At 64.9% G+C, this 25325-nt stretch carries 25 protein-coding genes; 14 read left to right on the top strand and 11 right to left on the bottom strand.

The genetic code is table 11. The features are described from left to right. Window positions 1–164: 164 nt before the first annotated feature. Window positions 165–995: an AraC family transcriptional regulator gene (locus QBK88_RS04260; RefSeq protein ID WP_277961040.1), complete on the bottom strand. Its 831-nt coding sequence runs from the start codon at window positions 993–995 to the stop codon at window positions 165–167. Window positions 996–1096: 101 nt separating this feature from the next. On the opposite strand from QBK88_RS04260, the gene QBK88_RS04255 reads away from it, so the two are divergent. Next, on the top strand, window positions 1097–2038 hold the full coding sequence (locus tag QBK88_RS04255) for a DMT family transporter (RefSeq protein ID WP_277961039.1): 942 nt from the start codon (window positions 1097–1099) through the stop codon (window positions 2036–2038). Between the two features lie 47 nt (window positions 2039–2085). Here the strand turns inward: QBK88_RS04255 and QBK88_RS04250 are convergent, their stop codons facing one another. From QBK88_RS04250 to QBK88_RS04235, 4 genes are all read right to left on the bottom strand, one after another. Beyond that, window positions 2086–3399: a cytochrome c gene (locus tag QBK88_RS04250; RefSeq protein WP_277961038.1), complete on the bottom strand. Its 1314-nt coding sequence runs from the start codon at window positions 3397–3399 to the stop codon at window positions 2086–2088. A gap of 14 nt (window positions 3400–3413) precedes the next feature. Further along, on the bottom strand, window positions 3414–5018 hold the full coding sequence (locus QBK88_RS04245) for a GMC family oxidoreductase (RefSeq protein WP_277961037.1): 1605 nt from the start codon (window positions 5016–5018) through the stop codon (window positions 3414–3416). Continuing rightward, a complete protein-coding gene (locus tag QBK88_RS04240) occupies window positions 5011–5544 on the bottom strand; it encodes a sugar dehydrogenase complex small subunit (protein WP_277961036.1) in 534 nt (177 codons plus the stop codon). Before QBK88_RS04240 ends, QBK88_RS04245 begins: the two co-directional genes overlap by 8 nt. A 129-nt stretch (window positions 5545–5673) precedes the next feature. Next, window positions 5674–6138 (bottom strand): heme-binding protein, encoded by a 465-nt coding sequence (locus QBK88_RS04235; RefSeq protein ID WP_277961035.1) that lies wholly within the window; start codon window positions 6136–6138, stop codon window positions 5674–5676. A gap of 313 nt (window positions 6139–6451) precedes the next feature. Between QBK88_RS04235 and QBK88_RS04230 the strand changes: the two genes are divergently transcribed. The 4 genes from QBK88_RS04230 (at window position 6452) to ada (ending at window position 9160) form a co-directional block, all read left to right on the top strand. Next, window positions 6452–6958, top strand: a complete 507-nt coding sequence (locus QBK88_RS04230) for a hypothetical protein (protein ID WP_277961034.1) — start codon at window positions 6452–6454, stop codon at window positions 6956–6958. A gap of 89 nt (window positions 6959–7047) precedes the next feature. Further along, window positions 7048–7389, top strand: a complete 342-nt coding sequence (locus tag QBK88_RS04225) for an FKBP-type peptidyl-prolyl cis-trans isomerase (RefSeq protein WP_277961033.1) — start codon at window positions 7048–7050, stop codon at window positions 7387–7389. 95 nt (window positions 7390–7484) lie between these two features. Then, window positions 7485–8033 carry a cupin domain-containing protein gene (locus QBK88_RS04220; protein ID WP_277961032.1) on the top strand — a complete coding sequence of 183 codons (549 nt, stop codon included), beginning with the start codon at window positions 7485–7487 and terminating at the stop codon, window positions 8031–8033. 86 nt (window positions 8034–8119) lie between these two features. After that, the gene (ada, locus tag QBK88_RS04215) at window positions 8120–9160 is read left to right on the top strand and encodes a bifunctional DNA-binding transcriptional regulator/O6-methylguanine-DNA methyltransferase Ada (protein ID WP_277961031.1); all 1041 of its coding nucleotides are present in this window, start codon (window positions 8120–8122) and stop codon (window positions 9158–9160) included. On the opposite strand, the gene QBK88_RS04210 is transcribed toward ada, so the two are convergent. After that, a complete protein-coding gene (locus QBK88_RS04210; protein WP_277961030.1) occupies window positions 9161–11281 on the bottom strand; it encodes an ATP-binding protein in 2121 nt (706 codons plus the stop codon). A gap of 144 nt (window positions 11282–11425) precedes the next feature. Continuing rightward, window positions 11426–12085 carry a Dps family protein gene (locus tag QBK88_RS04205; protein ID WP_268144066.1) on the bottom strand — a complete coding sequence of 220 codons (660 nt, stop codon included), beginning with the start codon at window positions 12083–12085 and terminating at the stop codon, window positions 11426–11428. Window positions 12086–12359: 274 nt separating this feature from the next. Between QBK88_RS04205 and QBK88_RS04200 the strand changes: the two genes are divergently transcribed. From QBK88_RS04200 to QBK88_RS04165, 8 genes are all read left to right on the top strand, one after another. Next, a complete protein-coding gene (locus QBK88_RS04200) occupies window positions 12360–13421 on the top strand; it encodes an NAD(P)-dependent alcohol dehydrogenase (protein ID WP_277961029.1) in 1062 nt (353 codons plus the stop codon). A 247-nt stretch (window positions 13422–13668) separates the two neighbouring features. Then, window positions 13669–14850, top strand: coding sequence for a Gfo/Idh/MocA family protein (locus QBK88_RS04195; protein WP_277961028.1), 1182 nt, complete (start codon window positions 13669–13671; stop codon window positions 14848–14850). Window positions 14851–14876: 26 nt separating this feature from the next. Then, the gene (locus tag QBK88_RS04190) at window positions 14877–16079 is read left to right on the top strand and encodes a sedoheptulose 7-phosphate cyclase (RefSeq protein ID WP_277961027.1); all 1203 of its coding nucleotides are present in this window, start codon (window positions 14877–14879) and stop codon (window positions 16077–16079) included. A gap of 9 nt (window positions 16080–16088) precedes the next feature. Next, complete coding sequence (locus QBK88_RS04185) at window positions 16089–17180, top strand: ROK family protein (protein ID WP_277961026.1); 1092 nt, start codon at window positions 16089–16091, stop codon at window positions 17178–17180. Then, entirely contained in the window at window positions 17177–18343 is a 1167-nt protein-coding gene (locus QBK88_RS04180; RefSeq protein ID WP_277961025.1) for an alcohol dehydrogenase catalytic domain-containing protein, read from the top strand. The genes QBK88_RS04185 and QBK88_RS04180 overlap by 4 nt, the downstream gene beginning before the upstream one ends. After that, window positions 18331–19098 carry an SDR family NAD(P)-dependent oxidoreductase gene (locus tag QBK88_RS04175; RefSeq protein WP_277961024.1) on the top strand — a complete coding sequence of 256 codons (768 nt, stop codon included), beginning with the start codon at window positions 18331–18333 and terminating at the stop codon, window positions 19096–19098. The genes QBK88_RS04180 and QBK88_RS04175 overlap by 13 nt, the downstream gene beginning before the upstream one ends. Further along, window positions 19095–19859: a TIM barrel protein gene (locus QBK88_RS04170; protein ID WP_277961023.1), complete on the top strand. Its 765-nt coding sequence runs from the start codon at window positions 19095–19097 to the stop codon at window positions 19857–19859. The genes QBK88_RS04175 and QBK88_RS04170 overlap by 4 nt, the downstream gene beginning before the upstream one ends. A gap of 1 nt (window position 19860) precedes the next feature. Next, on the top strand, window positions 19861–20604 hold the full coding sequence (locus QBK88_RS04165) for an HAD-IA family hydrolase (RefSeq protein ID WP_277961022.1): 744 nt from the start codon (window positions 19861–19863) through the stop codon (window positions 20602–20604). Here QBK88_RS04165 and QBK88_RS04160 read toward each other — a convergent pair. Beyond that, complete coding sequence (locus QBK88_RS04160) at window positions 20507–20920, bottom strand: MerR family transcriptional regulator (protein ID WP_277961021.1); 414 nt, start codon at window positions 20918–20920, stop codon at window positions 20507–20509. The two genes, QBK88_RS04165 and QBK88_RS04160, sit on opposite strands and share 98 nt — an antisense overlap. A 110-nt stretch (window positions 20921–21030) precedes the next feature. Next, window positions 21031–21924, bottom strand: a complete 894-nt coding sequence (locus tag QBK88_RS04155; RefSeq protein WP_277961020.1) for an NAD-dependent epimerase/dehydratase family protein — start codon at window positions 21922–21924, stop codon at window positions 21031–21033. A 102-nt stretch (window positions 21925–22026) separates the two neighbouring features. Here QBK88_RS04155 and QBK88_RS04150 point away from each other — a divergent pair, with 102 nt between their 5' ends. After that, a complete protein-coding gene (locus tag QBK88_RS04150) occupies window positions 22027–22923 on the top strand; it encodes a LysR family transcriptional regulator (protein WP_277961019.1) in 897 nt (298 codons plus the stop codon). A 3-nt stretch (window positions 22924–22926) separates the two neighbouring features. Here the strand turns inward: QBK88_RS04150 and QBK88_RS04145 are convergent, their stop codons facing one another. Together QBK88_RS04145 and QBK88_RS04140 are read right to left on the bottom strand one after the other, a co-directional pair. Beyond that, window positions 22927–23856 carry a 2-hydroxyacid dehydrogenase gene (locus QBK88_RS04145; protein WP_277961018.1) on the bottom strand — a complete coding sequence of 310 codons (930 nt, stop codon included), beginning with the start codon at window positions 23854–23856 and terminating at the stop codon, window positions 22927–22929. Beyond that, entirely contained in the window at window positions 23837–25171 is a 1335-nt protein-coding gene (locus QBK88_RS04140; protein ID WP_277961017.1) for an MFS transporter, read from the bottom strand. The genes QBK88_RS04145 and QBK88_RS04140 overlap by 20 nt, the downstream gene beginning before the upstream one ends. Window positions 25172–25325 lie beyond the last annotated feature (154 nt).

The following is a 25325-nucleotide window of genomic DNA, read 5'->3' as shown; positions in this document are numbered from 1 at the left end:
TGCCTGAGGCTGCTACAGGGCACTGGCAATCCTGTGGACCGGGCGAAGCTCGGGAAGAGGACTGCCGGATCGATCGCGTTCTCCGTTTCCCGAGCTTGCGCCCGGTCCCACAACGGCACACGTGCCCAAGGTGCTGCGTTGCATCAGGTACACCGCGCCAGCCACTACGGTTGGGAACGCGGCAGGCCGTTGCTTGACAGCGTCGGGCCGTTGCCCTTGCGGTATTCGTCGGGGGTAGTGCCGGTCATGCGCCGGAACATGCTGATGAAGGCCGAGGCGCTGCTGTAGCCCAGGTCCAGGCCAATGGCCTCCACGGTGTGACCCTGCTCCAGTTTCGCCAGGGCCTCCACCACTTTCAGGCGCTGGCGCCATTCTGCAAAGGTCATCCCCAGGTCCCGCTGGCAGCGACGCACCAAGGTGCGTTCCGTTGTGTTCACTGCCTTCGCCAATTCAGGCAACGAGCGACTGTCGCCAGGGTTAGCTTCCAGGGCTTGCAACACGGCGCCCAGCAAGGGGTCGCTGGAGCCTGGCAAGTAGCTGCCGGCAACGGGCGCGCGGGCCAGGCAATCGACCAGCACCTGCAACAGGCGCTGCTGCTCCTCGGTCTGCGGCAGGCTGGGTGGATCGACCCGCAGTTGTTCCAACAAGGCGCGGGTCAACGGGCTGAGGGTCAGGGCGCAATGGCGCAAGGGCATGCGCGCGCACAATTCCGGGGCCAGGTACACCGAACAGTGGCAGGCCGCCTGGCGGTTGAAACTCAGGTGCTCGGCCTGGGGCGGCAGCCAGATGCCGTACTGCGAGGGCGACAGGTAATGATGATTGTCGATCTCGATTTCCATGACCCCGCTGAACGAATAGACGAATTCCCCCCAGGCATGCCGGTGCCGCGGGTAGGTTGCACGCGCTGGCACGCTGGCAGAACGGAAGAAGATCGGCGCCGGCAGTTCATAGCCAAAATAGGGCAGCGGCTGGTGGTGGGTGAGGTCTGTTTTCATGAGTGGCGGAACAATGGGATCGACTGTCAGATTCAAACTATATCTATAAAACCCGTCACCGGCATAATCACCGCACTTATTCCGACTACAGGCAGTGTTTTATGCAACCGCGCAGCGCGCTGGACGGCCGGGCCAGCGGCATGATGCTGGTCTTGTGCGCCATCTGGGGCTTGCAACAAGTGGCCATCAAGTCGATCGCCACCGACATTTCCCCTATTCTGCAGATTGGCGTGCGCTCTGGCGTGGCCGCCCTGTTGGTGGCCGCGCTGATGTTCTGGCGCAGCGAACAACCCAGGGCCGGCGACAGCCACTGGTTACCGGGGCTGGCCATCGGCGGGCTGTTTGGCCTGGAGTACCTGCTGGTGGGCGAAGGCCTGCGCCATACCACGGCGTCGCACATGGTGATTTTCCTCTACACCTCGCCCATCTTCGCCGCCCTCGGCCTGCACTGGAAACTGCCGGCCGAGCGCCTGAAGGCGCCGCAATGGGGTGGCATCGCCCTGGCGTTCCTGGGCATCGTGGTGGCCTTCAGTGGTCATGGCAGCGGTGGTGCCAGCAGCCTGCTGGGCGACGCCCTGGGGCTGGCCGCCGGCGCCGCATGGGGCGCGACCACGGTGGTAGTGCGTACCAGCCGCCTGTCCTCGGCCCCCGCGACCCAGACCCTGCTCTACCAGTTGCTGGGCGCTTGCGTGTTGCTGGTGGCCGCGGCCCTGGCCATGCACCAGGCCAGCGTGAACCTCACGCCCACGGTGCTGGCCAACCTGACCTATCAGGTGCTGGTGATGTCGTTTGCCAGCCTGCTGGCGTGGTTCTGGCTGCTGCGCACCTACCTGGCGTCGCGGCTGGGAGTGCTGGCGTTTCTCACACCGTTGTATGGCATCGGCTTCGGTGTGTGGCTGCTGGACGAGCCACTGGAGGCCAACTTTTTGATGGGTGCGGGGTTGGTGATGGTAGGAATCTTGTGTGTGAGTGGGTATGAGTGGTTCGTGCAGCGCCAGGCTGTCCAGGCTTCCGGGCGCCATGACTCACCCACCCATGAATAAAAAAGGCCGACCCCACAGGGTCAGCCTTTTTCACCTTTCAAATCACCTCAAAGCTTATCGCCTTCCAACACCACAGGCGGCCGACGCTGCCCCAGGTCGTCACGCAACTTGGCCACCTGCTTGGCATCGACCGTGGCCGCCGCCGGGTTGCCGAACTGGGTGAATACATAGTTGGTGACCTGCGCCACCTGCTCGTCCGTCAGGTCTTCGGCGAAGGACGGCATCAGGATGTCACCCTTCTCCATCCTGCGGTTCACCGACCCCAGGATCACCGAGACGACGTTCTTGGCATCTGCCGCACCGGTGGTGGTGTGGTTGAACAACGCAGGGTAAGCACCGAAACCGCTACCGGCACCCTGGCCCTTGGCGCCATGGCAGGTGGCGCAGTTGCCCATGAACAGGGCACGGCCCGGGTCCTGGGCCAGCACTTGCGGGCTCTGGCCGCGCAGGCCGACGTAACCGTCGCTGGGCTTGCCGAAGCTGGAACGCGAACCCGGCTGTTTGTCGTCGGCCAGGGCCGGAACCGATTGCAGGTAGGTGGCGATAGCCGTCAGGTCAGTCTCGGGCAGGTACTGCAGGCTGTGCTCGATGGCCTCGGCCATGGGGCCGGAGGCACTGGCACGGCCGTCGACGTGGCCGGTCTTGAGGTAGGTGACCAGCTCGGCCTGGGTCCAGTTGCCGATGCCGGCGACCTTGTCCGGGGTGATGTTGTAGGCCACGAAGCTGCCCAGGTCGCCACCGGCGAATGGCTTCCTGGTGTCCATGCCCATGGTCAGGTTACGCGGCGTGTGGCACGTGCCGCAGTGGGCCAGGGCTTCGACCAGGTAACGGCCCTGGTTCCACTCGGCCGTCTGGCTCGGGTCGGGCTTGAGCTCGCCGGCCTTGAAGTTGAAGAACTTCCAGAACGTCATGCCCCAGCGCTGATTGAACGGAAATGGCAGGTCGGTTTTCGGCGATGCCTCGGCCACCGGTGGCAACGACATCAGGTAGGCCTTGATGGCCAGCACGTCGTCACGCGACATCTTGGTGAACGAGTCGTAAGGCATGGCGGGGTACAGCTGTTCGCCGTCCTTGCCCACGCCGTCACGTACCGCGGCGACGAACTGGTCGTCGGTCCAGGCGCCGATGCCGTGCTGCTTGTCGGAGGAGATGTTGGTGCCGTAGATCACCCCGAACGGCGTGCCTACGGGGTAGCCGCCACCGAAGGCCTTGCCCTTGGCAGTGGTATGGCAGGCCGTGCAGTCGGCCGCGTGGGCCAGGTATTCACCGCGGCTGATCAGGGCCGAGTCGGCTGGCTGTTCGGCTGCCTGGGCACCCAGGCTGGCCACCAGCGGGAGTACCGCCATCAGAAATTTTTTCATGGAGAGCTCCCGGTTCATGCCAATGCCTTGAGCACGGTGTCGGCCATGCGCAGTGCCAGCGCGGTGCCGGTCAGGGTCGAGTTGACGATGGCGGCGGTCGGCATCACGCCGGTGCCGGCCATGAACAGGTTTTCGTGTTCGTGGCTGCGCAGGTCACGGTCCACCACGGATGTGGCCGGGTCCGCGCCCATGCTCAGGGTGCCGGTAATATGCTGGTTGTTGTCGTACACGCCGCGCTTGCTGAACACCACTTCGGTACCGCCCATCGCGGCGGCGATCTCTTTGTACACGTCGATGGAGTGGTCGTAGCCTTTGTGCACGTACTCCGGGAACTTGTAGTGCACTTCGATGCGCGGCAGGCCCCAGGCGTCTTTCTCGGTCTTGCTGAGCATGACGCGGTTGTCGCGGTCGGGCAGGATTTCCATCATGCCCTTGAGCAGCACGTAGTGGTCGGCCTGGTACTTGAGTTTTTCGTTCAGCGCCTTGCCGTAATAGCCCTGTTTGATCAGGCGCTCGGTCAGCATGCGCGTCGGGTTGGTGTTGGCCAGGTCGATACGCAGGCCCGAACGGTCGGCACGGAAAGCACCGTCACGGATGTTGTTGATGCTGCTGGGGCGCATTGGGCCACGGCCGAAGTAGATCGGCTCGTCGGCCAGGAACTCCACGGACGAACCCGGGTGGTCCATCAGGTGGCGGCCCACCATGTCATTACTGTTGGCGACGCCGTTGGGCAGGCGGTCGCTGGTGGACATCAGCAGCAGCTTGCTGCTTTCGATGGCGTTGGCGGTGAGCACGAACTGCTTGCCGGTAACCTTGTGGCTGGTCTTGTTGGCGTCCAGGTAGTGCACGGCCGCGATGCGGCCCTTGTCGTCGGCCTCGATGCGGTAGACCACGGCGTTGGCAACGATGCGCACGCCGGCGTCCAGGGCTTTGCGCGCGGCGATGCCACCGTGGTACTGGGCGTCGATCGGGCACACGGGCATGCAGTTGTTGTTACCGCAGCATGCCGGGCGGCCGTCGAACGGCACGCTGTTGCGCGCCTGCGGGCCGATGCCCACTTCGTAGCCCAGGCCCTTGAGGCGCTGCTTCATGCGCTCGAACCCGTACGGCAGCGGGATGCCCGGCAACGGGTACGGCTGGGAACGCGGCGAACCCAGGTCGCTGTCACCGGAAACGCCCATCTGGAATTCGGCGTCGCAGTAGAAAGGTTCCAGTTCCTCGTAGCTCAGCGGCCAGTCCACGCCCACGCCATACAGCGACTGCAGTTTCATGTCGTTGGGCAGAATACGGAACGCCTGCCCCGCCCAGTGCCAAGTGGTGCCACCGACGCCGCGCAGGTAGGACGCCAGGTACGGGTCCGGGCCTTTCTGGATCAGGTAACCATTGTCCACCGGTTGGAACTTGGGCTGTGGCGCCCAGGGTTTTGGCGGGTAGGGTTCGGTGAAATCGCCCTTCAGCGGGCTGTTGCGAAACAGCTCTACGGCCTCATCACGCTTGATTTCCGGGCCCGACTCCAGCATCAGTACCGAAGCACCGGCCTTGGCCATTTTCAGCGCCGACAGGGAACCGGCGATGCCGGCACCAATGACGACTACATCTGCACTGAGGGAATCAGACATGGGCCACGCTCTCGGACTGGGGAGGTTGAATCCAGAAATTCGGTTCGCCGGCGCAGTAGCTCGGCGGGGTGAAGGAGGTGCTCAGCAGTTGGTAGCTGACGATGGTCTCGAAGCCGATGCAGGTGGGGCTCATCTTGTTGCCCACCACACCCAGGTACCAACCGCCCAGCAGGGCCTGGTACAGCGCCACGACTTCACCCGGCTGGGCCGCCAATTGCGCCTGGAAGGCGGCCGGCTCGGCGGCCTGGTTGGCCTCCAGCAGCACGTTCAGCGCCGTCAGGTGGGCTGGCAGTTGCGGGTCGGCGTGGGTCAGCCAGTCATACAGGCGCTGGCCCAGTTGCAAGTCGGGCTTGTCGATGCCGGTCAGGCGCATGGACAGCGCGAGGAAGTCGGCGGGCAAGGTCAGGGTACCGGTCAGCGGGGCGCTGGCGAAGGCATTGGACACCAGCAAGGTCTTGCCCAGCGCCCCGGCAGCCACGAGGCTGGAGGCACCGAAGACCAATTGGCGTCGGCTGAGGTTCATCATGGTTGATCGTCCGTTGTGATCTCATCCCCGGTAGTCAAGGCTCCAGGGCTTTTAGTGTTGTGCACAGGGGGGCGCCACGACTGGCCAGGGCCTGTCGTGGTACCGGTTGAAACAGGAAAGCGGTAGCGGTTACTTCAGGGCTTGCGCCGCGGTTTCGCTGGCCTGGTTGTCCAGGGCCTGCACCGGCGTGCTGACGCCGACGGCGCCGACCACTTCACCGTTCAGGGTCAGCGGGTAGCCACCGCCCAACGCCACGGCGTGGGGAATTTCCAGCACCGTGGTCTCGCCTTTCTGCAGGCGGTCCATGAACTTGACCGACGGCGCACGGTACAGCGCCGAGGTGCGGGCCTTGCCAATGGACGCATCAACGCAGCCCAGCGGCGCACCGTCCAGGCGTTCGAACGCCAGCAACGTGCCAGACACGTCGACCACCGCCACGCAACCGAAGCTCTTCTGCGCGGCCAGGCTGGCCTTGACGCTGCTGATTACCTGCAGGGCCTGGGCATTGTCCAGTTGCGAGTGAGTGGCGGCGAAGGCGCTAGTGCACGTCAGTGCCAATACGCTAGCACCGAAGAAAAAAGAAAGGTTTTTCATGAAGTTGCCATTCCTATGAGCAGTAACTAATTTTAACCAACTGGTTAGTCCATTAAACATCCGCGTTTGCGCAAATGATCGTTACAAAAAAGCGAACAATTGCCGCATTGACTTTTCAAGAAAGCATCAGGAACGGGCGTTATGGGCGTCTCAGCCCGGCCGTGTGCGCTGCCCTACCCCCACACCCGGTTATGGCCATACCCCTGCACACCCACTCAAACCCAGCACGAGGGTTCAATGGCGTCGCGGCACCGGCCAGCAGGGACGGCCACTGGATTTACCCATTATTGCCATGCGGCAAAAGGAGTTGTTCATGATTACTTTGACAGAAAGGTCCTTCACCAGCGAAATCACTATCGCCAACGTGGGGCTCGAGGGATCGATCGCGCTGACCCGCGCAGAAATACCCGGCCGCAGTGGCTGGCTGGTCCACGGCGGCACTCAGCCCTCATTATCCCTGGTGTTCAATTATCGGGAGAAAACGCAAGATCGGATTCTGTATGACATCGTCGGCGGCCCGACAATGGGTGACTATGCGGGTGCCAAGCTGGGGTTGAGCGTCGGTGGCTTCCTGGGTTTGTACCACAAGGCGCAAGTCACCGAGCCCTGGAAGATCGAGGTACTGCTCTTCAGTAACTCGTCCGGCAAGCTCCACTTCTGGCTGCGTGATAGCGAGGGCTACCGCGTTTCATTGTACCCACGCGACCCGCACATATACGCCCCGGCCGGTATCGCAGCGTCGCGGTACGACTACCTGGCGGCCGGCAATAACCCCGGGGAGCCCTTGATATTTTCCGTCAAGGTGCCCCCTCTGCCGTAGCGAGGCCCATTGCGCCGCGCCGCACGGAATGTGCGCCGTGCGGCGCAATTGCGTAAACTGCACACCCCGTACAACCCAAGGCCCCCTGCATGACCACCGAGCTTCTGATCGAAGACCTGCACCCCGGCACCGGCAAGGCCGTGGTCAAGGGCGCGCTGATCACCACCCAGTACCGCGGCACCCTGGAAGACGGCACCGAGTTCGACTCATCCTGGTCGCGGGGCAAGCCGTTCCAGTGCGTGATCGGCACGGGGCGAGTCATCAAGGGCTGGGACATCGGCCTGATGGGCATGCAGGTGGGGGGCAAGCGCAAGTTGTTCGTGCCCGCGCACCTGGCCTACGGTGAACGCAGCATGGGTGCGCACATCAAACCCCATAGCAACCTGCTGTTCGAGATCGAACTGCTGGAAGTGCTGACGCGCGACGACTGACCCCGCCATCGCCAAAACGGCTTGACCTGCCCGCCGCGATGGTTATAAAGGTCAGGTCATTTTCGACATGAAGCCCTCTGAACAATAAGGCACCTATGGATACCGGAACACGACTGAAGTTGGTGCGCGAACGGTTTCAACTGTCCCAACGGGAACTGGCGCGCCGCAGCGGCGTGACCAACTCGACCATTTCCAACATCGAGCAGAACCGCGTCAGCCCGTCGGTGAGCTCGCTGAAGAAACTGCTGCAAAGCATTCCCATGAGCCTGGCCGACTTTTTCACCTTCGATGAGCCGCCCAAGCAGGAACGCTATGTGTTCCGCTCCGACGAACAGCCGGACCTGGGCCGTGAAGGCCTGCGCTTGCTGCTGGTGGGCGCGACGCTGCCCGGCCGCGACATGCGCATGCTGCGCGAGCTGTATGCGCCCGGCGCCCACTCGGGTGACGAGTTCATCGTGCACAATGAAGGCGAGGAATGTGGCGTGGTCACCCGCGGCACCATCGAACTGACCATCGACGGCCAGACCAGCATCCTCAATGCCGGCGACGGCTATTACATTCCCACCACCCTGCCGCACCGTTTCCGCAACATTGGCCAGGACGAAGCGGAAGTGATCAGCGCCAACACCCCGGCGAACTTCTGAAGCGCGAATTGCCGCGCAAGACTCGGAGTGTTTGCCACCGTGCAGCGGGCTAAGCTGGGGCTCTGTTCAATTGCAAGGCGATCCCCATGAACACCGTGCCCGAAAACGACCCCCGCTGGCAGGCGGTGCTGAGCCGCGATGCCAGCGCCGATGGCCAGTTCGTCTACGCCGTGCGCACGACCGGCCTATACTGCCCCCCGGGCAGCCCGGCACGCCAGCCACGGCGGGAGAATGTCGAGTTTTTCGACACCCCCGAACTGGCAGAAGCCGCTGGTTACCGCCCCAGCCGCCATGCCCTGGCCGGGCGCGCCCAGGCCAGCCAGGCAGCACTGGTGACTCATGCCTGCCAGGTGATCGACGCGGCTCCCAGCCCGCCGTCGCTGGCCGAGTTGGCAGCCGAGGTAGGCCTGAGCCCGTATCATTTTCACCGGCTGTTCAAACGCATCACCGGCCTCACCCCCAAGGCGTATGCCGATGCCCGACGCGCGCAACGGGTACGCGACCAGCTCAAGCCCGGTGGTTCGGTGACCGACGCGCTGTACGAGGCCGGCTTCAATGCCAACAGCCGTTTCTATGCGTCGAGCAACCAGCGCCTGGGCATGAAGCCGCTACAGTTTCGCAACGGTGGCGCGCAGGCCTCCATTCGCTTTGCCCTGGGCCAGTGCTCGTTGGGTGACATCCTGGTGGCGCGCAGTGAGCGCGGCGTCTGCGCCATTCTGCTGGGTGACGACCCCGAGCAGTTGTTGCGCGACCTTCAAGACAGTTTCGCCAACGCCGAACTGATTGGCGCGGACCCCGAGTTCGAACAATGGGTGGCGCAGGTGGTGGGCTTCGTCGAGGCGCCGGCTATCGGCCTGGACCTGCCGCTGGATGTGCGCGGCACGGCGTTTCAGGAACGGGTATGGCAGGCGCTGCGCGGTATCGAAGTGGGCAGCACCGCCAGCTACGCGGAGGTCGCCCGGCTGATCGGCGCCCCTACCGCGACCCGCGCCGTGGCCCAGGCCTGTGGCGCCAACCGCCTGGCCGTGGCCATTCCTTGCCACCGAGTGGTACGCAGCGACGGCGGCCTGTCGGGTTACCGCTGGGGCGTGGAGCGCAAACGCCGGCTGCTGGAGCGCGAGCGCTGATCAGCCACAGGCCTGCAGTACCTGGCGTACCATGGCGGTGAGGGCGTCGGGGCCGTAGGGTTTGCGCAACAGATGCTGGTGGGGCGCCAACTGATTGTTGCGCGAGATGAGGTCGCGGGTATGGCCCGAGGCAAACAGTACCGGCAGTGGTGGTGTGCGGGCCTGGGCCCAGGCCGCCAAGTCCGCGCTCTTGACCTGCCCGGGCATGACCACGTCAGTGAATATCAGGTCCACTTGCAGACCGTCGAGCAGGAACCGCATGGCCACGTCGCCGTTCTCGGCCGTGATCACCCGGTAGCCGGACTGCTCCAGCAATTCGGCGGCGGTGATGCGCACCTGGTCATCGTCTTCCACCACCAGAATGGTTTCCTTGCCCTGCACCGGTTGTGGCGACGGCGCGCTGTCCTCCTCCACTTCGGCGGCTTCACTGCGTGGAAAATACATCTGCACCGTGGTGCCCTGGCCCTCGGTACTGAGAATTTCCACGTGCCCGGCGCTTTGCTTGACGAAGCCGAACACCATGCTCAGGCCCAGCCCGGTACCATGGCCATCGGGCTTGGTGGTGAAGAACGGCTCGAACGCTTTGGCGACCGTGGCGGCGGACATGCCGGCACCATGGTCGCGCACGCAAAGGCGCACGTAATCGCCCGGCTGGATCTCCTTGCCTGCGCAGAATTCACGGCCCAGCACCAGGTTCTCGGCGGTGATGGCTATCATCCCTTCACCATTCATGGCATCGCGAGCATTGATGACCAGGTTGAGCACAGCGTTTTCCAGCTGGTTGCGATCCACATGGATGCACCAGGGCTGATCGGGCACCTGCATGCTCACCCTCACGGTTTCGCCCAACGCGCGGGCCAGCAGCTCACCGAGGCCATCGGACAGCCGCCGCAGGTTGTACACCGCCGGCGACAGCTGCTGTCGCCGGGCGAACGCCAGCAGTTGCGAGGACAGCTTGGCGCCCCGCTCCACCGCCGTGATGGCCGCCGCTACCCGTTGTTGCACCTGGGGGTTGTCGCGCTGCTGGCGCGCCAGCAAATGCAGATTACCGGCGATCACTTGCAGGACGTTGTTGAAGTCATGGGCTACACCGCCCGTGAGGCCACCGATGGCCTCCAGCTTCTGTGACTGGCGCAGGCGGTCTTCGGCTTCGGAACGGGCGCGCACTTCCTGCTCGACGCGCCGCTCCAGGTCCAGGGTCAACTGTACCAGCGCGGTCTCGGCGACCTTGCGTTCGTGGATATCGATCAACACCCCGGGAAACCGCGTGGGCCGCCCTTCGTCGTCATAATCGCAACGGCCGCTGGCGAGTACCCAGCGGTACTCGCTCCCCTCGCCATGCCGGATACGGTACTCGGCGGTGTACGGCCCGCCATCACGCACGGCCTTGTCGATCAGGGCGCGGATACGCGGTCGATCCTCCTTGTGCACCCGCTCCATGGCAACGGTAGAGGGCAGGCAATCCAGGCCCAGCGAAGCCGGATAGGCAAAGGTGCGGGCGAAACGCTCATCGCCCGAGAGCACATCCTGCCGCACATCCCAGACGAAGGAGCCCAGCACCGCACCCGTGTTGAGGGCCATCTGCAAGCGTTCGTTGGTCGCGCGGAAGGCCGCTTCCGCCTGCTCGCGGGCCTTCTCCGAGAGCATGTGCGCCGTGGTTTCGACGACCACGGCCATGACCCCCGCAGCCCGGCCGTCATCACCCGGCACGGGGCTGTAGTAGAGGTCCATCCAGACGTCTTCGGGCACGCCGTCGCGCAGCAGTACCAGCTCTTTGTTGCGGTAGGAGAGCGTGCCACCGGCCAGGCAGGTGTCGACCACATGGCGGTTGAATTCGGCGACCTCAGGCCAGCCCAGTTCCACGGGGGAGCCCAGCAGGTAGGGGTGCCGGCCACCCGCGAACACCGAGTAGGCGTCGTTGTAGATCATGTAGCCAGGGCGACCCCAGAGCATCACCAGCGGTACCGGGGACGCCAGCAGGAACTGCACCGCCATGCGCAGGCTGACGGGCCATTGCTGCAAGGGGCCAAGCTCGGTCAGTGACCAGTCGAAGGCGCGGATGCGCGCGGACATTTCGCCGCGCCAGCCCTCGCAGCCGAAGTGTTCGGAAAGAAATTGCATCGCTTGACTCAAGCCTCTTGAGCAGTGATTACCGGTTGAGTCTAGCGCTGTGCGCGGCACTCTTGCAGGAGCTGCCGCAGGGCCGGGCGACGCCCGGTCCTGCAGCCAACCCCTTCGACAGAGCTGGGGCGGGTGGCGAAGGGATCAGTGACCGGTGGTCACGTCGCCCTGGCGGCTGGTTTCGAACAGGAACCAGGTACGCTGTTCGGTTTCATCGATCCAGTTCTCGATCAGGCTGGCGGTGGCGATGTCATTGTACTTGTCGCACAGTTCATGGACTTCGCGCATGTAAGCGCCCAGGCCTTTGTTGTCGCCTTGCAGCTCGGAGAGCATGTCCAGCGGCTGAACGAACTCGGCGTCGTTGTCCAGGATGGACTTCAGGCGCGCGATGTGGCCGATGGAGCGCAGCGAGTTGCCGCCGATCTTGCGGGTACGTTCGGCGATGGCATCGACCATGGCGAAGATTTCGGTAGCGTGGTCATCCAGCAGCAGGTGGTAGTCGCGAAAGTGCGGGCCGCTGACGTGCCAGTGGAAGTTCTTGGTCTTGAGGTACAGCGCGAACACGTCCGCGAGCAGTTTGTTCAGCGCACCGCTGAGGTCACGGGTGGCATCGCTGCCCAGGTCCGTAGGGGTGGCCAGCGCACGGGCACGCGTTTTCAAAGCGGCCGGTTTGTCCAGTGCCGCCTTGGCGGCAGCGGGGGCCTTGGCGGCTGCCGGCTTGGCTGCGGCGGCGGGTTTGGCGGCTGGCTTCTTGGCCGCTGCAGGTTTCTTCACAGCTGCGGGCTTCTTCGTTGGGGTTGCCATTGCAATAGTTCTCCTAAGGTCTTGGAGCGGAAGATTCATGCAGCGGCCGACTGTGCCGACGACACGCTGATCTCCCAGCCTAACAGGTCGCTTTCCAGCAACTCAATCTGATCATTACCTTGGGCCAAGGTTTCATCATTTCAAGGCGTGGCGAACACGCGCATGGGCCATGACATCGTTGGTCGGTGAAACGGTTCACGGCACTTTACGGCGACTATGCTGTTCCAAGCCTTTTCAACGGCCTGTTCCGGCCATCCCCACCGAGGTGATCGTCATGACCCAGACGTACAGCTATGCCGCGCAAACTGCCAAAGACGCCCTCAAGCCCTACCGCTTCGAGCGCCGCGCCCCGGGCGCCGATGATGTGCAGATCGATATTCTCTTTTGCGGGGTGTGCCACTCCGACCTGCACACCGTGCGCAACGAATGGCACAACACCTTGTACCCCTCGGTGCCGGGCCACGAGATCGTTGGCAAGGTCACGGCAGTGGGCGCCAACGTGAAAAACTTCAAGGTGGGCGACCTGGCGGGCGTGGGTTGCATGGTCGACAGCTGCCAGCAGTGCGCATCCTGTGCCGAGGGTGAAGAGCAGTACTGCGAGAATGGCTTTACCGGCACCTACAACGGCCCGGTGTTTGGCGGTGAAAACACCTTTGGAGGGTACTCCGACAGCATCGTGGTCAAAGAGCAGTTCGTGCTGCGCATCGCCCCTACCGACAACCTGGCCGCGGTGGCACCCTTGCTGTGCGCCGGCATTACCACCTACTCGCCACTGGCCCATTGGAAGGTGGGGCCGGGCAAGAAAGTAGGCGTGGTCGGCCTCGGTGGCCTGGGCCACATGGCGGTGAAAATCGCCCATGCCATGGGCGCGCACGTGGTGCTGTTCACCACCTCGCCGAACAAGCGTGAAGATGGCCTGCGCCTGGGCGCCGACGAAGTCATCGTGTCGAAGGATGAAAAACAGATGGCCACCCAGGCCAATCAGCTCGACTTCATCCTCAACACCGTGGCGGCGCCCCACAACCTCGACCCGTTCCTGGCGCTGCTCAAGCGTGACGGCACCATGACCCTGGTAGGCGCACCGGATTCACCGCACCCCTCGCCCACGGTGTTCAACCTGATCTTCAAGCGTCGCAGCCTGGCCGGGTCGTTGATCGGTGGCATTCAGGAAACCCAGGAGATGCTGGATTTCTGTGCCCGGCACGGGATTGTCTCGGACATCGAACTGATCGCTATCCAGGATATCAACGAGGCGTATGAACGTATGCTCAAGGGCGATGTGAAGTACCGCTTCGTCATCGATATCGCAACCCTCAAGCAAGAAGCGGCGGCCTGATTCGGCCTGCCCGTACCCACAAAGCGCCGCACCATTCCTGGCCTGCCGCGTCAGGCCTGGCGCGGCCCCACGGCCGCTATGCCGTCCCCCTTCATCGCGTTGCTCCCCATCACTGCGCCACCCCGCTTGGGCGTGCCTGCACGCGGCCTGTGACGCGCTGACGAAAATATTTGCACAAAGCGATTGACCTTCACAGCGCTGTCAAGGGTGCCATGTGGCTGCAACCTCACTTACAGGAGCGCAGCCCATGCACGAACAAACCCCTTGGCGCACCGGCATGATCGGTGCTGGCTACATGGCGAAGTTGCACAGCCTGTCCATGAACAACCTGGCGGGCCTGAGCGACGACCCTCGTGACCGTTTCGAACTGGTGCGCATTGTCGACACCGACCTGGCCGCCGCCGAACGGGAAGCCGGGCGCTGGGGTTGGAAAGCCTTCGGCAATGACTGGCGGCAGGTGACCCGTGCCGCCGACATCGATGTGGTCAGCGTCGCTACCCCCAACGACCTGCATCACGAAATCTGCCTGGATGCCTTCCGCCAGGGCAAACACGTGCTGTGTGAAAAACCCCTGGCCACCAGTGCTCGCCACGCCCGCGAACTGGCGCAGGCGGCCCACGACAGTGGCCGGGTGCATCGGGTCAATTTCACCTACCGCAGCTGGCCTGCCATCGCCCAGGCCAAGGCACTGATCAGCCAGGGCGCGATTGGCGCCGTGCGCCATTTCGAAGGGCATTTCTTCCAGGACCACAACAACGACCCCACCATCCCCCTGCACTGGCGCTTCCGCCAGGGGCCGGCCGGTGCCGGCGCGCTGGGTGACGTGGGCGCGCACATCATTGACCTGGCGCGTTTCCTGGTGGGCGAGGTAGACAGCGTCGTCGCCACCACCCAGCGCTTCATCGACCAGCGGCCGCTGCCCCACGATCGCCAGCGCCAGGGGGCCGTGGAAGTCGATGACCTGGCCTGCGCCATGGTGCGCTTCGACAACGGCGCCAGCGGCACGCTGAAGGCCAGCTGGGCGCTGCCAGGGTACAAGAACGATGTGTATTTCGTGGTCGTGGGCGAGCACGGCGCCATTCGCTTCAGTTGGGAACGCAGCAACGAACTACAGGTATTTGACAGTGCCGACGCCCCGCACCTTTCAGGCTACCGCACCATTCCCCTGGGCCGCGCTCATCCGGGCGCCGAACTGTTCTGGTTCCCGGCCTTGGGCGGTGAGCAGGACGTGGGTGTGACCGCCCAGGGCATGGGCTACGGCGACGCGTTCGCGCTGGGCTTTCGCGACTTCAGCCGGGCCCTGCGCGACGGCGAATCGCCCGCCCCCAACTTCGTCGACGGCCTGCGCTGCTGTGAAATCACCGAGGCCATCCTGGCCTCTGCCAAGGAGCGCTGCTGGGTCAAGGTCGACCATGCGCCTATCGCCTGACATCCTTTTTTCAACAGGAGTGCACCATGAACCCGATTGCCGCCCCCCTGTCGAGCGCCGATACCGCTCTGCCCGCGCACCCGACGGCAGCCTGGCAGGTCACTGCCAGCCAACCCGTACAGTTCAGTGTACGCATCGCCAACGGCTTGCTGGAGCCCGAAAACCCGCTGCTGGCCCAGCAGTGCGGGTGCACCCGCCACACACCGCAGCGCCGGCTGGTGGTGGTGGATCGCAACGTCGATACGTTGTACGGCGAAGCCTTGCGCCGCTACTTCGACCATTGGCGCATTCAGGCCACCTGGCAGGTACTGGAGATCGATGAAAGCCACAAAAACCTGGAACAGGCGTTGCTGATCGTGCACGCCATGGACCGCCTGGGGCTGCTGCGCCGTCATGAAATGGTGGTAGCCATTGGCGGCGGCGTGCTCACGGACCTCGTGGGCTTTGCCTGCAGCCTGTACCGTCGCGGCGTGCCGTACCTGCGTGTCCCCACCACCCTCATGGGCCAGATCGATGCCGGCATCGGCATCAAGACGGGGGTTAATCAGGGCGGCCACAAGAACCGCCTGGGCAGCTATTTTGCGCCGGCTGGAGTGCTGATCGATCCCGGCTTTCTCGCCAGCCTCAGCCAGCGCCACATCAATAATGGCCTGGCAGAGATCATCAAGATGGCGCTGATCGACGATGCAGGGCTGTTTCATGCCCTGGAGAGTGCGGTCGGCCATCTGCCCCCCCGCGCCTGGGCCACCCCCGGTGGGCCACTGGCGCAAATCATGGAACGCGCCATCAGCGGCATGCTCGCGCAACTGACCCCCAACTTGTGGGAACAGGAACTGGCCCGCAGCGTGGATTTCGGCCACACCTTCAGCCCCGCTCTTGAACTGCATGCCAAGCCGATGCTGCTGCATGGCGAGGCCGTGGCCGTGGACATGGCCTTGAGCCTGGGCCTGGCGACCCGCCGCGGCTACCTGAGCCAAGCCGAAGGGGCCAGGGCCTTGCAGCTCATCGAACGCTGCGGGCTGCCCACCCAGAACCCGGTATTCAACGCAACCCTGCTTCAGCGGGCCCTGGCGCAGGCGGTGCAGCACCGTGATGGCCAACAGCGTGTGCCATTGCCCGGCCCACTGGGCCACTGCGTGTTCGTCAATGACCTGCGGCCGCAGGAGCTGACCGGAGCACTGGACTGGGTTGCCCTGCAACGTTCGTCAAACGAGCGCCAACGCGCCTGAGGAGTCGCCATGCAAGCGTTTCGATTCTGGCCGGACGCCCTCGCCGATCCCCTTTCGCCGGCGATGGTGTTCGATATCGGCGGCACCTGGTTCCGCTCCGCGCACTTCAGCCCTGGCCTGCCACTGGCCCAGGTGCAACACCATCCGGCGCTGAGTTTTCACAGTGACCGCCAGGCCAGCGCGGCCTCACTCAAGGAAGGGTTGCTCGCCTACCTGGTCGGCACTGCGCTGGCGCAAGGTGCGCGCCGCTGCGGTGTGTCCCTGGGGGCGGCCATGGACGCCCGCAGCGGCCAGGTATACGGCTCCGGGCCGTTATGGGGCAGCGATTGCGGCGGGCTTGACCTGCCGGGCGAGTTGGCACGGCGTACCCCTGGCGTGCGCTGGCACGTGGCCAATGACGTGACCTGCGCCCTGCTGCACTACGCCAGCCAACTGGCGCCGCAATCGCCGCCCCTGCGCAAGGTGATGCTGATCACGGTCAGTACGGGCATTGCCTGTCGCACCCTGGACTTGCGCACCGGCGAGGTACCCGTGGACAGCTTCGGCCTGCAGGGCGAAATTGGCCACCTGCCGGTGGCGCCCGCACAGTGGGCGCCACGCCGTACCCTGGACCTGTGCTGCGACTGTGGCGGGCGCAACCATCTGGCGGCCTTCAGTTCCGGCCGTGGCTTGCGCAACCTGCATCGGGCATTGCGCCAACACGGCCACCCGCTGTGGGCCGGGTCATTGCTCGGCCGCCTGCGCGCCGCGGGGGTTGAGCATGAAGCGGCCCTGGCCGACGCCCTGGATGCCCACGACCCCTATGCCCTGACGCTGCTGCGCCTGGGCACCCGCGCCATGGCTGACACCCTGCGGTGCGCCTTGGCGCTGGACCCGGAGCTTGATCGGATCGTTCTGACCGGTGGCGTCAGCACCCACCTGGGCCAGCACTACCTGGATGCCCTGGCCACGCACTTTGACGAAGCCGGCCTGTACCTGACGAGCAAGTTCGACCCCGGCTACATCATGAACCGTATTGTCATCGCCCCGCCCGGCACCGCCGATGGCCTGTACGGGGCCGGGTTGCAGATGAAGACAGCGGCGCGGGAGTGGACATCATGATCACCCACCCCCTGGCCATTGTTCACCAGGCCGCGCACGTGTCCTTGCGTGAACGCCCCCTGCCGATGCTGCATGACGGCGACCTGCTGGTGGCCCCCTTGCTGGCAGGCCTGTGTGGCACCGACCTGCAGGTGCTGCGCGGTGAGCGCCATGACCCGGCCGTGGTACTGGGCCACGAAGGCGTGGCCCGGATCATCGCCTGTGGCCAGGGGGCGGCCGCCCACTGGCAGCCGGGCCAGCACGTGATCCTCAACCCTACCCACCCCCACGACCCCAGCCTGCTGCTCGGCCACTTGCAGGACGGCCTGTTCCAGCAACGCCTGCGGGTACCTGCGGCGATGGTCGAGGCAGGCCTGGTGGTACCGCTGCCGGTTGACCTGCCTGCGCCGCTGGCAGCCTTGATAGAACCACTGGCCAGCGTGATCCACGGTTTGCAACTGATGGCGCGGCATAAACGCCCCGGCCCCCTGCTGGTGTACGGCGATGGCACCATCGGCCACCTTGTCGCGCGCTGCGCCCGGACCCTGCTGGGCGCTGACAGCCCTGTGCTGTTGATCCACAACAGCCTTAGCGGCCTGCGGTGGAGCCAGCAGCATGCTCTGGCCGAAACCTGTTGCGTGCTGCGTGACGACCCGGGGCTGGACGCGCGCTTGCGCGACTGCGGCGCCACCGCGGCGTTGCTGGCCACGCCCCGCAACGCCACACTGCGCTGCCTGGAACACGCACTGGACTACCTGGCCAGCGACGCCGTCATCGACCTGCTGGGCGGCGTGCCGGCCGCCAGCCACCTGCCAGCGCTGCCTGAGGTCGAGGACCTGGCTGGCGTGCGCGCGCTCAACTGCGGCGGCCAGCCCCTGGAAGGCGCCTTCGTGCACACGCGGGATCGCTGGCGCCGAACGCGGGTGCTGTTTGGCCACCGCGGGGTAGCCACCCGCCATCTGATGGACAGTTGCGCCTGGCTGGCGCGCCAACCCGGGCTTTTCATGCCCCTGGTCACGCACCATGTACCCCTGGAAGCCGCCGCCCGCCTGATGCAGCAGATCGCCAACGGCCACGGCCGACACCTGGATGGGCGCCGTTTCATCAAAGTCGCCATGACCATCAACCCCTGCCCGGCGGTGCTGCGGGCTACCCTTCTGGAGCCTTCGCCATGCAGCCCGTGAACAACGATGCGCCCTGTGTCTTCGTGGTGGGAGGCTCGGCCGGCATCGGCCGCGCCATTGCCAAGGCCCTGCTCGCCGAAGGAGCCCAGGTCGTTATTTTCAGCCGTTCCGACCCTTTGGCCCAGCCGGGCCTGGAAGGCGCACACTGGTGGCCGCTGGACCTGACGCGCAGCGATGACAGTCGGCGCGAGCTGGCAAATGCCGTCACCCGCTTCGGCCCACGGCTGACGGCCGTGTTCTACAGCGCCGTTGCCTATGGTTCAGGACGGGCACCCTTGCTCGACGTACCTGAAAGCCAATGGCGCGATCAACTGGCCACCAACCTCAACGGCCTCTGGCAGACCCTGGCCGCGACGCTGCCGGCTTTGCTGGCGCGTGCCCCCGGACTGTTCGTGGGGCTGTCTTCGGAAGTGGTCTACAACGCCGGCCCACTGCGCGCCGGCTATGCCGCGACCAAGGCCGCCGCCTCCAGCCTGCTGCATTCAGTAGCGCAGGAATACCCCGAATCCCAGCTGCGCGTGGTGCAATTGCTGCCGGCCGGCATGGTCGACACCCCCGGCATACGCCGGCGTCGCGATGCCTGCTTCGACTACAGCAGCTACATGAGCAGCACCTGTTTCCAGAACGTAGCCGTTCAGTTGTACCGCACCCTGGGGGGCGGCGCTCATGGCCGGGCGTTGGTGGTGGATGCCAAGGGGCAGGTTCACGACGTCAGCCATCAGCTACCCGGCTCACAAAGCCGCCCGTCGACATGAGCGGGCCCGTGCCTCTGGGGCTGGTGGACTGGCGCCTGCCGGTCAGCGGTGCCAGCGCCGTGACCTTGGCCGCGAGCTTGGGCGTGGGCCGCCTGCAGGTGGATGTGGGCGGCCCAGGCCGCACGCCGCTGTTGGCGCCAGAGCTGCCTGCACTGCTGCGGGCCTGCCGCGACCACCAGGTCGGCATCGATGCCGTCGCCTGCAACCGCCTCAACGACCTGGGGTTGCATGGCCTGGCCCACGCCGTGCGGGTCAGGCAGACCCTGGCGGAGGCCGTGCACCTGGCCCATGCCCTGGGTGCACCGCTGATTCTGGTGCCTGGTTTTCGCCTGAGCCGTATCCACACGGCCGAGCACCTGCGCGCCAGCAGCCGGCAATTGGCTTTTGCCTGTGACCTGGCCCACGCCCGGGGGCTGGAGGTGGCCTATGAAAGCGACCTGGATGCCGCCACTACCCTGCACCTGATTCGCCAGGTAGGCAGACGCAACTTTACCCTGCTGCTGGACCCCGGCAACCTCGCTCAGGCCGGCCATGTCCTGCCCGCGCTGCTCAGGGCCCTGACAGGCCACTGGTGCCCCCAGGTACACATCAAGGGCGGGTGGCCCGACACCGCGCAGCGGCGGCAACTGCTTGCCAGCCTGCGCCGGCCAGCCGCCAACTGCTGTTTTTACCTGGAAAACGACTACCGCCAGGGCATCGCTGACCTGCCGGCCGACCTGCGTCAACTGCGCGCACTGTTCAACTACCCGGAGATCGACTGACATGCCTGTGACCCTGACCGTAGCGGCACTGCTGCTGGACATGGACGGCACACTGGTGGATTCCACCGCCGTGGTCGAGCGCACCTGGCTGCGCTTCGCCCGACGTCACCACCTGGACCCCGCGCTGATATTGCACAGCGCCCACGGCCGCCGCAGCGAGGAAACCGTGCGCCAGTTCGCCCCTGCGGGGGTTGACGTGGCTGCCGAGACCGCGCGCATCATCGCCGAAGAACTACTGGACACCGAGGGTATCGTCGCCGTCCCCGGCGCCCTGGCCCTGCTGCAGGCGCTGAAGGGCGCACGGTGGGCCGTGGTGACGTCGGCCAGCCGAGCATTGGCCGAGCGCCGCCTGCGGGCCGCGGGGCTGCCCGTCCCACACCTGCTGATCGCAGCCGAAGATGTCAGTGAAGGCAAGCCTGCCCCCGACGGCTATGAGGCGGCGGCCCGGCAGTTGTGCGTGGAACCGCAGCATTGCCTGGCCGTGGAAGACGCCCCTGCCGGGCTCAAGGCCGCCCACGCAGCCCATTGTCAGGTGGTGGCAGTGGCCACCACGCTCGCGCCACCTGCGCTGGGGGAACCTCTCTGGGTCAAGGACCTGCGGGGGTTGATAGTGACCGGCCGCACCAAAGGAGCCTTGCATCTGAGCATCACCCTCGGCACGCCAGGGGAGCCTCGCTCTCAAGGTTCTGGTTGGCCACCGGCACCACATCAACCTGGCCCAGGTCACTCAGATACTGGTCAATGATGCCCAGCGCCCGCCGTTGCTCCTGTATCGCATCGAGCACCTGGCGGCGCTGTTCATGCAGCGCCTTCACCAAAGGGGAACAGGGGTGGGCCGGCGGCGCCTCGCCCAGCAGCGGCGGAAGGATCTGGCGAATGACCTCAAGCGTCATTCCGGTGGCCTGCAATGCGCTGATCTGGGCGAGCCGCAGCTGGTCGGCGCGGCGGTAATCACGATAGCCCGATGCCTTGCGAACAGGCCGCAGCAACCCCTGGTCCTCGTAGTAGCGCAGCATCCGGGGGCTGATTCCGCTCTGGCGAGCCAATTCGCTGATCAGCACACGCACTCCTCGCACTACTTTTTCTCGATAGGTCCCGGGCAGCCGGGGGGCAACGAGGCTCCCGGTTGCACCGTAAGGGTTGAACTCCCAAGACGGGCGGCTGGCCACCGTCACCGGGCCAGCCACCCCAGCAGGTCATGGTGGCTGGGGCGCCAGCCTAGCTCGCGGGCACGGTCGGCGCAGACGCGGATGTTGGAGCCCAGGCCGTATTCGGCTTCCTGGGGGTCATCGAAGCAGCACTCCTTGAGCAGGTACGCCATGGATTTCGACTGCGCGGGTGCGGCGAAACCCAGTTGATTCCCCAAAACCTGAGCCAGGTCCTTCATGGCTACCTCGCCGTTTTCGGCAAACAGGAACGTACCGGCGGGGGCCTCGTCGATCATCAGCAGGCACAGGCTGACCAGGTCTTGAATATGCACATGGCCGGTACGGTTCTCGCCACTGCCGGCATACACTGCCACCCCGTGCTTGCGCGCCAGGGCCTGCAGCAAGGGAATCTGGATGGACTGCTTGCGCACGCCCAGGCCCTCACCGTAAACCAGCGTCGGGCACACCACCAGCGTATGCACCTTGTCGCGGGCAGCATCCTGCAGCGCATGGTCGATGGCCACGCGGCCGACTTTCTCCAGGCGTGGCTGTGGCTGGTTGGCCTCGGTCCAGCATTGATCGCTGAAGGCGCCGCCCGCCCGATCACCGATCACACTGGCACCGCTGACATGCAATAACCGGGTCGGGGTGCCCTTCAGGGCTCCCAATAAAGTACTCACCACATAGGCGTTGTCGGCATCCGCAGCGTTGACGACCACATCGGCGTCCTGCGCCTGGCGCGCCACGATGTCGGTGTCATAAAGGCTTCCCAGCACCGGAATCACGCCCAGGTTACCCAATTCCCTGATGTGAGTATTGGAGCGTACCAGGCCGCGTACTTCATACCCTTGCTTGAGCAGGGCAACGGCCAGCGAACCCCCGATGTACCCTGTCACACCAGTTACAAACGCTTTCATTGGCGACAACTCCTGTGTCAATTGACATGCGGCTCGTATCAAGCCTAGTCGGTTCGTCATTACGGAGAAAGTCAGCTATGGTTCCAGTCTGTACGGTCATCCATGTCCGCAATAGGAGCGTTCATACTGGAATCTGTCGCGGCCATCTCGGTATTCGTACAAGTCGCGGAGGTACACAGCTTCGTCGCCGCCGGGCGTGCCCTGGGGGTCTCGGCCTCAGCGGTGGGCAAGCGCATCGCGCGCCTTGAGGACAACCTGGGCGTCCCCCTGTTCAAGCGCACCACCCGCAGCCTGTCGCTGACGGCTGATGGCGAGCGGCTGCTGGAACGCAGCCGCCGCATCATCGAAGAATTGGAATACCTGACCAGTGAAGTCGCGCAGTCGGCGCAACAGCCGCGTGGCCGCTTGAAGATAACGGTGGCGCCCATCAGCGATCGGCTGGTCGACATGATGGCCAGCTTCAGCCGCCAGTACCCGGAGATCGAACTGGAGGTTCAGTACACCGACCGTCTGGTCGACCTGGTCGAGGGGGATTTCGACATGGCGATCCGCGTCGGTGAGATCAGCGACAGCAACCTGCGCAGCCACTGGCTCGGTGACTTCACTCGGCTGATCGTCGCGTCGCCCCAGTACCTGATGGAGCATGGCACGCCAACGAGCGTGGCGGCGTTGTCCGGGCACAAGTTGCTGCACTACCGCCAACCCAAGAGCGGCAAGATAGAGCCCTGGCCGCTGACGCTGGCGCACGGGGCGGAACTGCCCGTCACGCTGATCTGCAATGACATGGCGGCGCGCATCGATTTTGCCATCAAGGGCCTTGCCCTCGCCTGCCTGCCCGACCTGGTGATTCGCGAACCCTTGGCAGACGGGCGCCTGGTACCGCTGCATCTGAACGCGGCCACCACACGCTACCCCATTTATGCCATCTGGCCTCACTCGCGCATGTACACCGCCCGCTTTGGTGCCCTGTTGAAGTTCATCAAGACACTTCAACTGTAGGCCTCAGCCGGGAATCGGCGTGGGCAGTGGCTGGCCATCGAAAAACGCCGACAGGTTGGCCAGGGTCAGGTCGGCCATGGCACGCCGCGTGGCCCAGGTGGCGCTGGCCATGTGCGGCGTCAGCAGGACATTGTCCAGCCCCAGCAAACCGGGGTGTGGCCGGGGCTCGTCCTCGAACACGTCCAGCGCCGCCCCCGCCAGTTGCCGGGTGACCAGGGCCTGGGCCAGCGCGGCCTCGTCCACCACACTGCCGCGCCCGACGTTGATCAGGTAACCCTGGGGGCCCAAAGCAGCCAGCACCTGGGCATCGACCAGGTGCAGGGTCTGCGCCCCGCCGCCCACTGCCACCACCAGGAAGTCGACTTGGGCTGCCAGTTGCCGAACGTCTGCATACCACGCGTACTCCACCGCCTGGCGAGTGCGACCGCTGTACGCGATGCTCATGCCAAAGCCCTCGGCGCGGCGGGCGATAGCGCGGCCTATGCGCCCCAGGCCGATGATACCCAGGCGGGCGCCACTGACCTTGCGGGTGAACGCGATGGGGCCGTCGGCCCAGCGGCCCTGGCGCACGAAGCGGTCCGCCGGGGCGGTGCCGCGGGCAATGCCCAGCAGCAGCGCCATGGCGAAGTCGGCGACATCGTCGGTCAGCACGTCCGGGGTGTGGGTCACGGCAATCCCGCGTTCGCGGGCGGCGGCCACATCCACGCCGTCGTAGCCCACACCGAACACCACGATGATCTTCAGTGCGGGCAGGCGCGCCAGCAGCTCGCGAGTGACCTTGGACTCACCGTTGGCCACCAGCGCGCGAATATGCGCCGCGCCCTCCCCCAGCCCGCTGCCTTGCTCGTCACTGTCCAGCACGGCGAAATCGGCGAACAGGCGCTCGGTGAGCATGTCCGGCAGGCGAGCGATCTTAAGCACGTTTGCGTTCATCAACTTTTCCTTGCACATGAATTGGGCCACGGACACGCTCGGCGCCCAGGTACACCCCCAGCATGCCGCCGACCAGCAAGGCGCAGGCCACCAGCAGCAAGGCGTAATCGTAGGTATGGGTGACGTCCTTGATCCAGCCCATCACCGGCGGCAGGCCCAGCCCGGCGAGGTTGGCGATGGAGTTGATCAAGGCAATGGACACGGCTGCGGCCGGGCCGGACAGCGTTTCGGTAGTGGTGGCCCAGAACACCGGCGTCGCCGCCCAGTTCAGCGCCACGGCCAGCACCAGCAACGCATAGGCCAGGCCCTGGTTGCCGCACAGTACGGCGGTGCCGAGCACGATGCCCGACACCAGCAAAGGCCCACCCAAGTGCAGCGAACGTTCGCCACGCTGGTCCGAGTGCCGACCATTCACGTACATGAACACGCACGCCAGCAGGAAGGGCAGCGCCGACATCAGGCTGACCACAAACGAGCCCTGCCCGGAAACCGACTGCACGATCAGTGGCAGGAACAACGTGATGCCAATGGTACCGAAGGCCTGCAACAGCCAGAACAGGCTGAGCAACCACACCCGCGGGCTGCGAAAGGCCGCGTGCCACGCATCGTTGTGGGAAATCAAGGTGCCCGCCTGCTCGGCGGCAATGGTGCTCGATAGCCAGGCTTTCTGCGGTTCGTCGAGCCAGTGGGTGCTCTGGGGTGAATCCGGCAGGTAGCGCAACACAACCACGCCTAGCACCGCGGCGGGAATGCCTTCGAGCAGGAACAGCCACCGCCAGCCGCTGACCGCCCCCAGGCCATCCAGGTGCAGGAAAGCGCCGGACAAGGGCAAGCCGATCACCGACGCCAGCGCCGCACCAATGTAAAAGAACGACATGGCCTTGGCCCGGTCGCTGCGCGGGTACCACTGGGACAGGTAATAGATGATCCCCGGGGTGAAACCGGCCTCGGCGGCGCCCAGCAGCAAGCGCATCACGTACAGCTGGTTGGCCGTCTGCACCAGGCTCATGCCAGCGGCGACGATACCCCAGGTGATCATGATGCGGGCAATCCAGCGGCGCGCCCCGACCTTGGTCATGATCAGGCTGCTGGGTACTTCCAGCAGGATATAAGTGAGGAAGAACAGTCCAACGCCCAAGCCATACATGGCCGCCGACAACCCCAGGTCGGCGTTCATCTGCAGCGCCGCCACCGAAATGTTCGACTTGTCGATGTAGGCCACCATGTACAGCAGCATCAGGAACGGGATCAGCTTGAGGTTCAGCTTGGCCATGGTACTGGCGTGCAAGCCGTCGTTCAGCGTCGGCTGGGTCATGACGGTTCTCTCATTATTGTCGTTATCGAGGGGCAACGAGTGCCCTTGCAGAGACCTTAAACCAGCTGGCGGCGAATATTCAATATGTGAATTTAAATCCCCATATATGGGACGAACAAATACCAACGTCGTAGCAGCGGACCTGGCCGCGTCG

Origin of the sequence: Pseudomonas sp. RIT-To-2, from assembly GCF_029623465.1 — a bacterium.
GTDB classification, from domain to species: Bacteria; Pseudomonadota; Gammaproteobacteria; order Pseudomonadales; family Pseudomonadaceae; genus Aquipseudomonas; species Aquipseudomonas silvicola.
This window is presented reverse-complemented; position numbering and strand designations above follow the sequence as displayed.

Coding starts and splice junctions, on each gene's coding strand:
- QBK88_RS04145 (WP_277961018.1), bottom strand. CDS start 23,856: ATGAACGCAAACGTGCTTAAGATCGCTCGCCTGCCGGACATGCTCACC.
- QBK88_RS04230 (WP_277961034.1), top strand. CDS start 6,452: ATGATTACTTTGACAGAAAGGTCCTTCACCAGCGAAATCACTATCGCC.
- QBK88_RS04210 (WP_277961030.1), bottom strand. CDS start 11,281: ATGCAATTTCTTTCCGAACACTTCGGCTGCGAGGGCTGGCGCGGCGAA.
- QBK88_RS04200 (WP_277961029.1), top strand. CDS start 12,360: ATGACCCAGACGTACAGCTATGCCGCGCAAACTGCCAAAGACGCCCTC.
- QBK88_RS04190 (WP_277961027.1), top strand. CDS start 14,877: ATGAACCCGATTGCCGCCCCCCTGTCGAGCGCCGATACCGCTCTGCCC.
- QBK88_RS04150 (WP_277961019.1), top strand. CDS start 22,027: ATGTCCGCAATAGGAGCGTTCATACTGGAATCTGTCGCGGCCATCTCG.
- QBK88_RS04260 (WP_277961040.1), bottom strand. CDS start 995: ATGAAAACAGACCTCACCCACCACCAGCCGCTGCCCTATTTTGGCTAT.
- QBK88_RS04195 (WP_277961028.1), top strand. CDS start 13,669: ATGCACGAACAAACCCCTTGGCGCACCGGCATGATCGGTGCTGGCTAC.
- QBK88_RS04205 (WP_268144066.1), bottom strand. CDS start 12,085: ATGGCAACCCCAACGAAGAAGCCCGCAGCTGTGAAGAAACCTGCAGCG.
- QBK88_RS04245 (WP_277961037.1), bottom strand. CDS start 5,018: ATGTCTGATTCCCTCAGTGCAGATGTAGTCGTCATTGGTGCCGGCATC.
- QBK88_RS04220 (WP_277961032.1), top strand. CDS start 7,485: ATGGATACCGGAACACGACTGAAGTTGGTGCGCGAACGGTTTCAACTG.
- QBK88_RS04140 (WP_277961017.1), bottom strand. CDS start 25,171: ATGACCCAGCCGACGCTGAACGACGGCTTGCACGCCAGTACCATGGCC.
- QBK88_RS04250 (WP_277961038.1), bottom strand. CDS start 3,399: ATGAAAAAATTTCTGATGGCGGTACTCCCGCTGGTGGCCAGCCTGGGT.
- QBK88_RS04155 (WP_277961020.1), bottom strand. CDS start 21,924: ATGAAAGCGTTTGTAACTGGTGTGACAGGGTACATCGGGGGTTCGCTG.
- QBK88_RS04255 (WP_277961039.1), top strand. CDS start 1,097: ATGCAACCGCGCAGCGCGCTGGACGGCCGGGCCAGCGGCATGATGCTG.
- QBK88_RS04165 (WP_277961022.1), top strand. CDS start 19,861: ATGCCTGTGACCCTGACCGTAGCGGCACTGCTGCTGGACATGGACGGC.
- QBK88_RS04175 (WP_277961024.1), top strand. CDS start 18,331: ATGCAGCCCGTGAACAACGATGCGCCCTGTGTCTTCGTGGTGGGAGGC.
- ada (WP_277961031.1), top strand. CDS start 8,120: ATGAACACCGTGCCCGAAAACGACCCCCGCTGGCAGGCGGTGCTGAGC.
- QBK88_RS04240 (WP_277961036.1), bottom strand. CDS start 5,544: ATGATGAACCTCAGCCGACGCCAATTGGTCTTCGGTGCCTCCAGCCTC.
- QBK88_RS04225 (WP_277961033.1), top strand. CDS start 7,048: ATGACCACCGAGCTTCTGATCGAAGACCTGCACCCCGGCACCGGCAAG.
- QBK88_RS04235 (WP_277961035.1), bottom strand. CDS start 6,138: ATGAAAAACCTTTCTTTTTTCTTCGGTGCTAGCGTATTGGCACTGACG.
- QBK88_RS04180 (WP_277961025.1), top strand. CDS start 17,177: ATGATCACCCACCCCCTGGCCATTGTTCACCAGGCCGCGCACGTGTCC.
- QBK88_RS04170 (WP_277961023.1), top strand. CDS start 19,095: ATGAGCGGGCCCGTGCCTCTGGGGCTGGTGGACTGGCGCCTGCCGGTC.
- QBK88_RS04185 (WP_277961026.1), top strand. CDS start 16,089: ATGCAAGCGTTTCGATTCTGGCCGGACGCCCTCGCCGATCCCCTTTCG.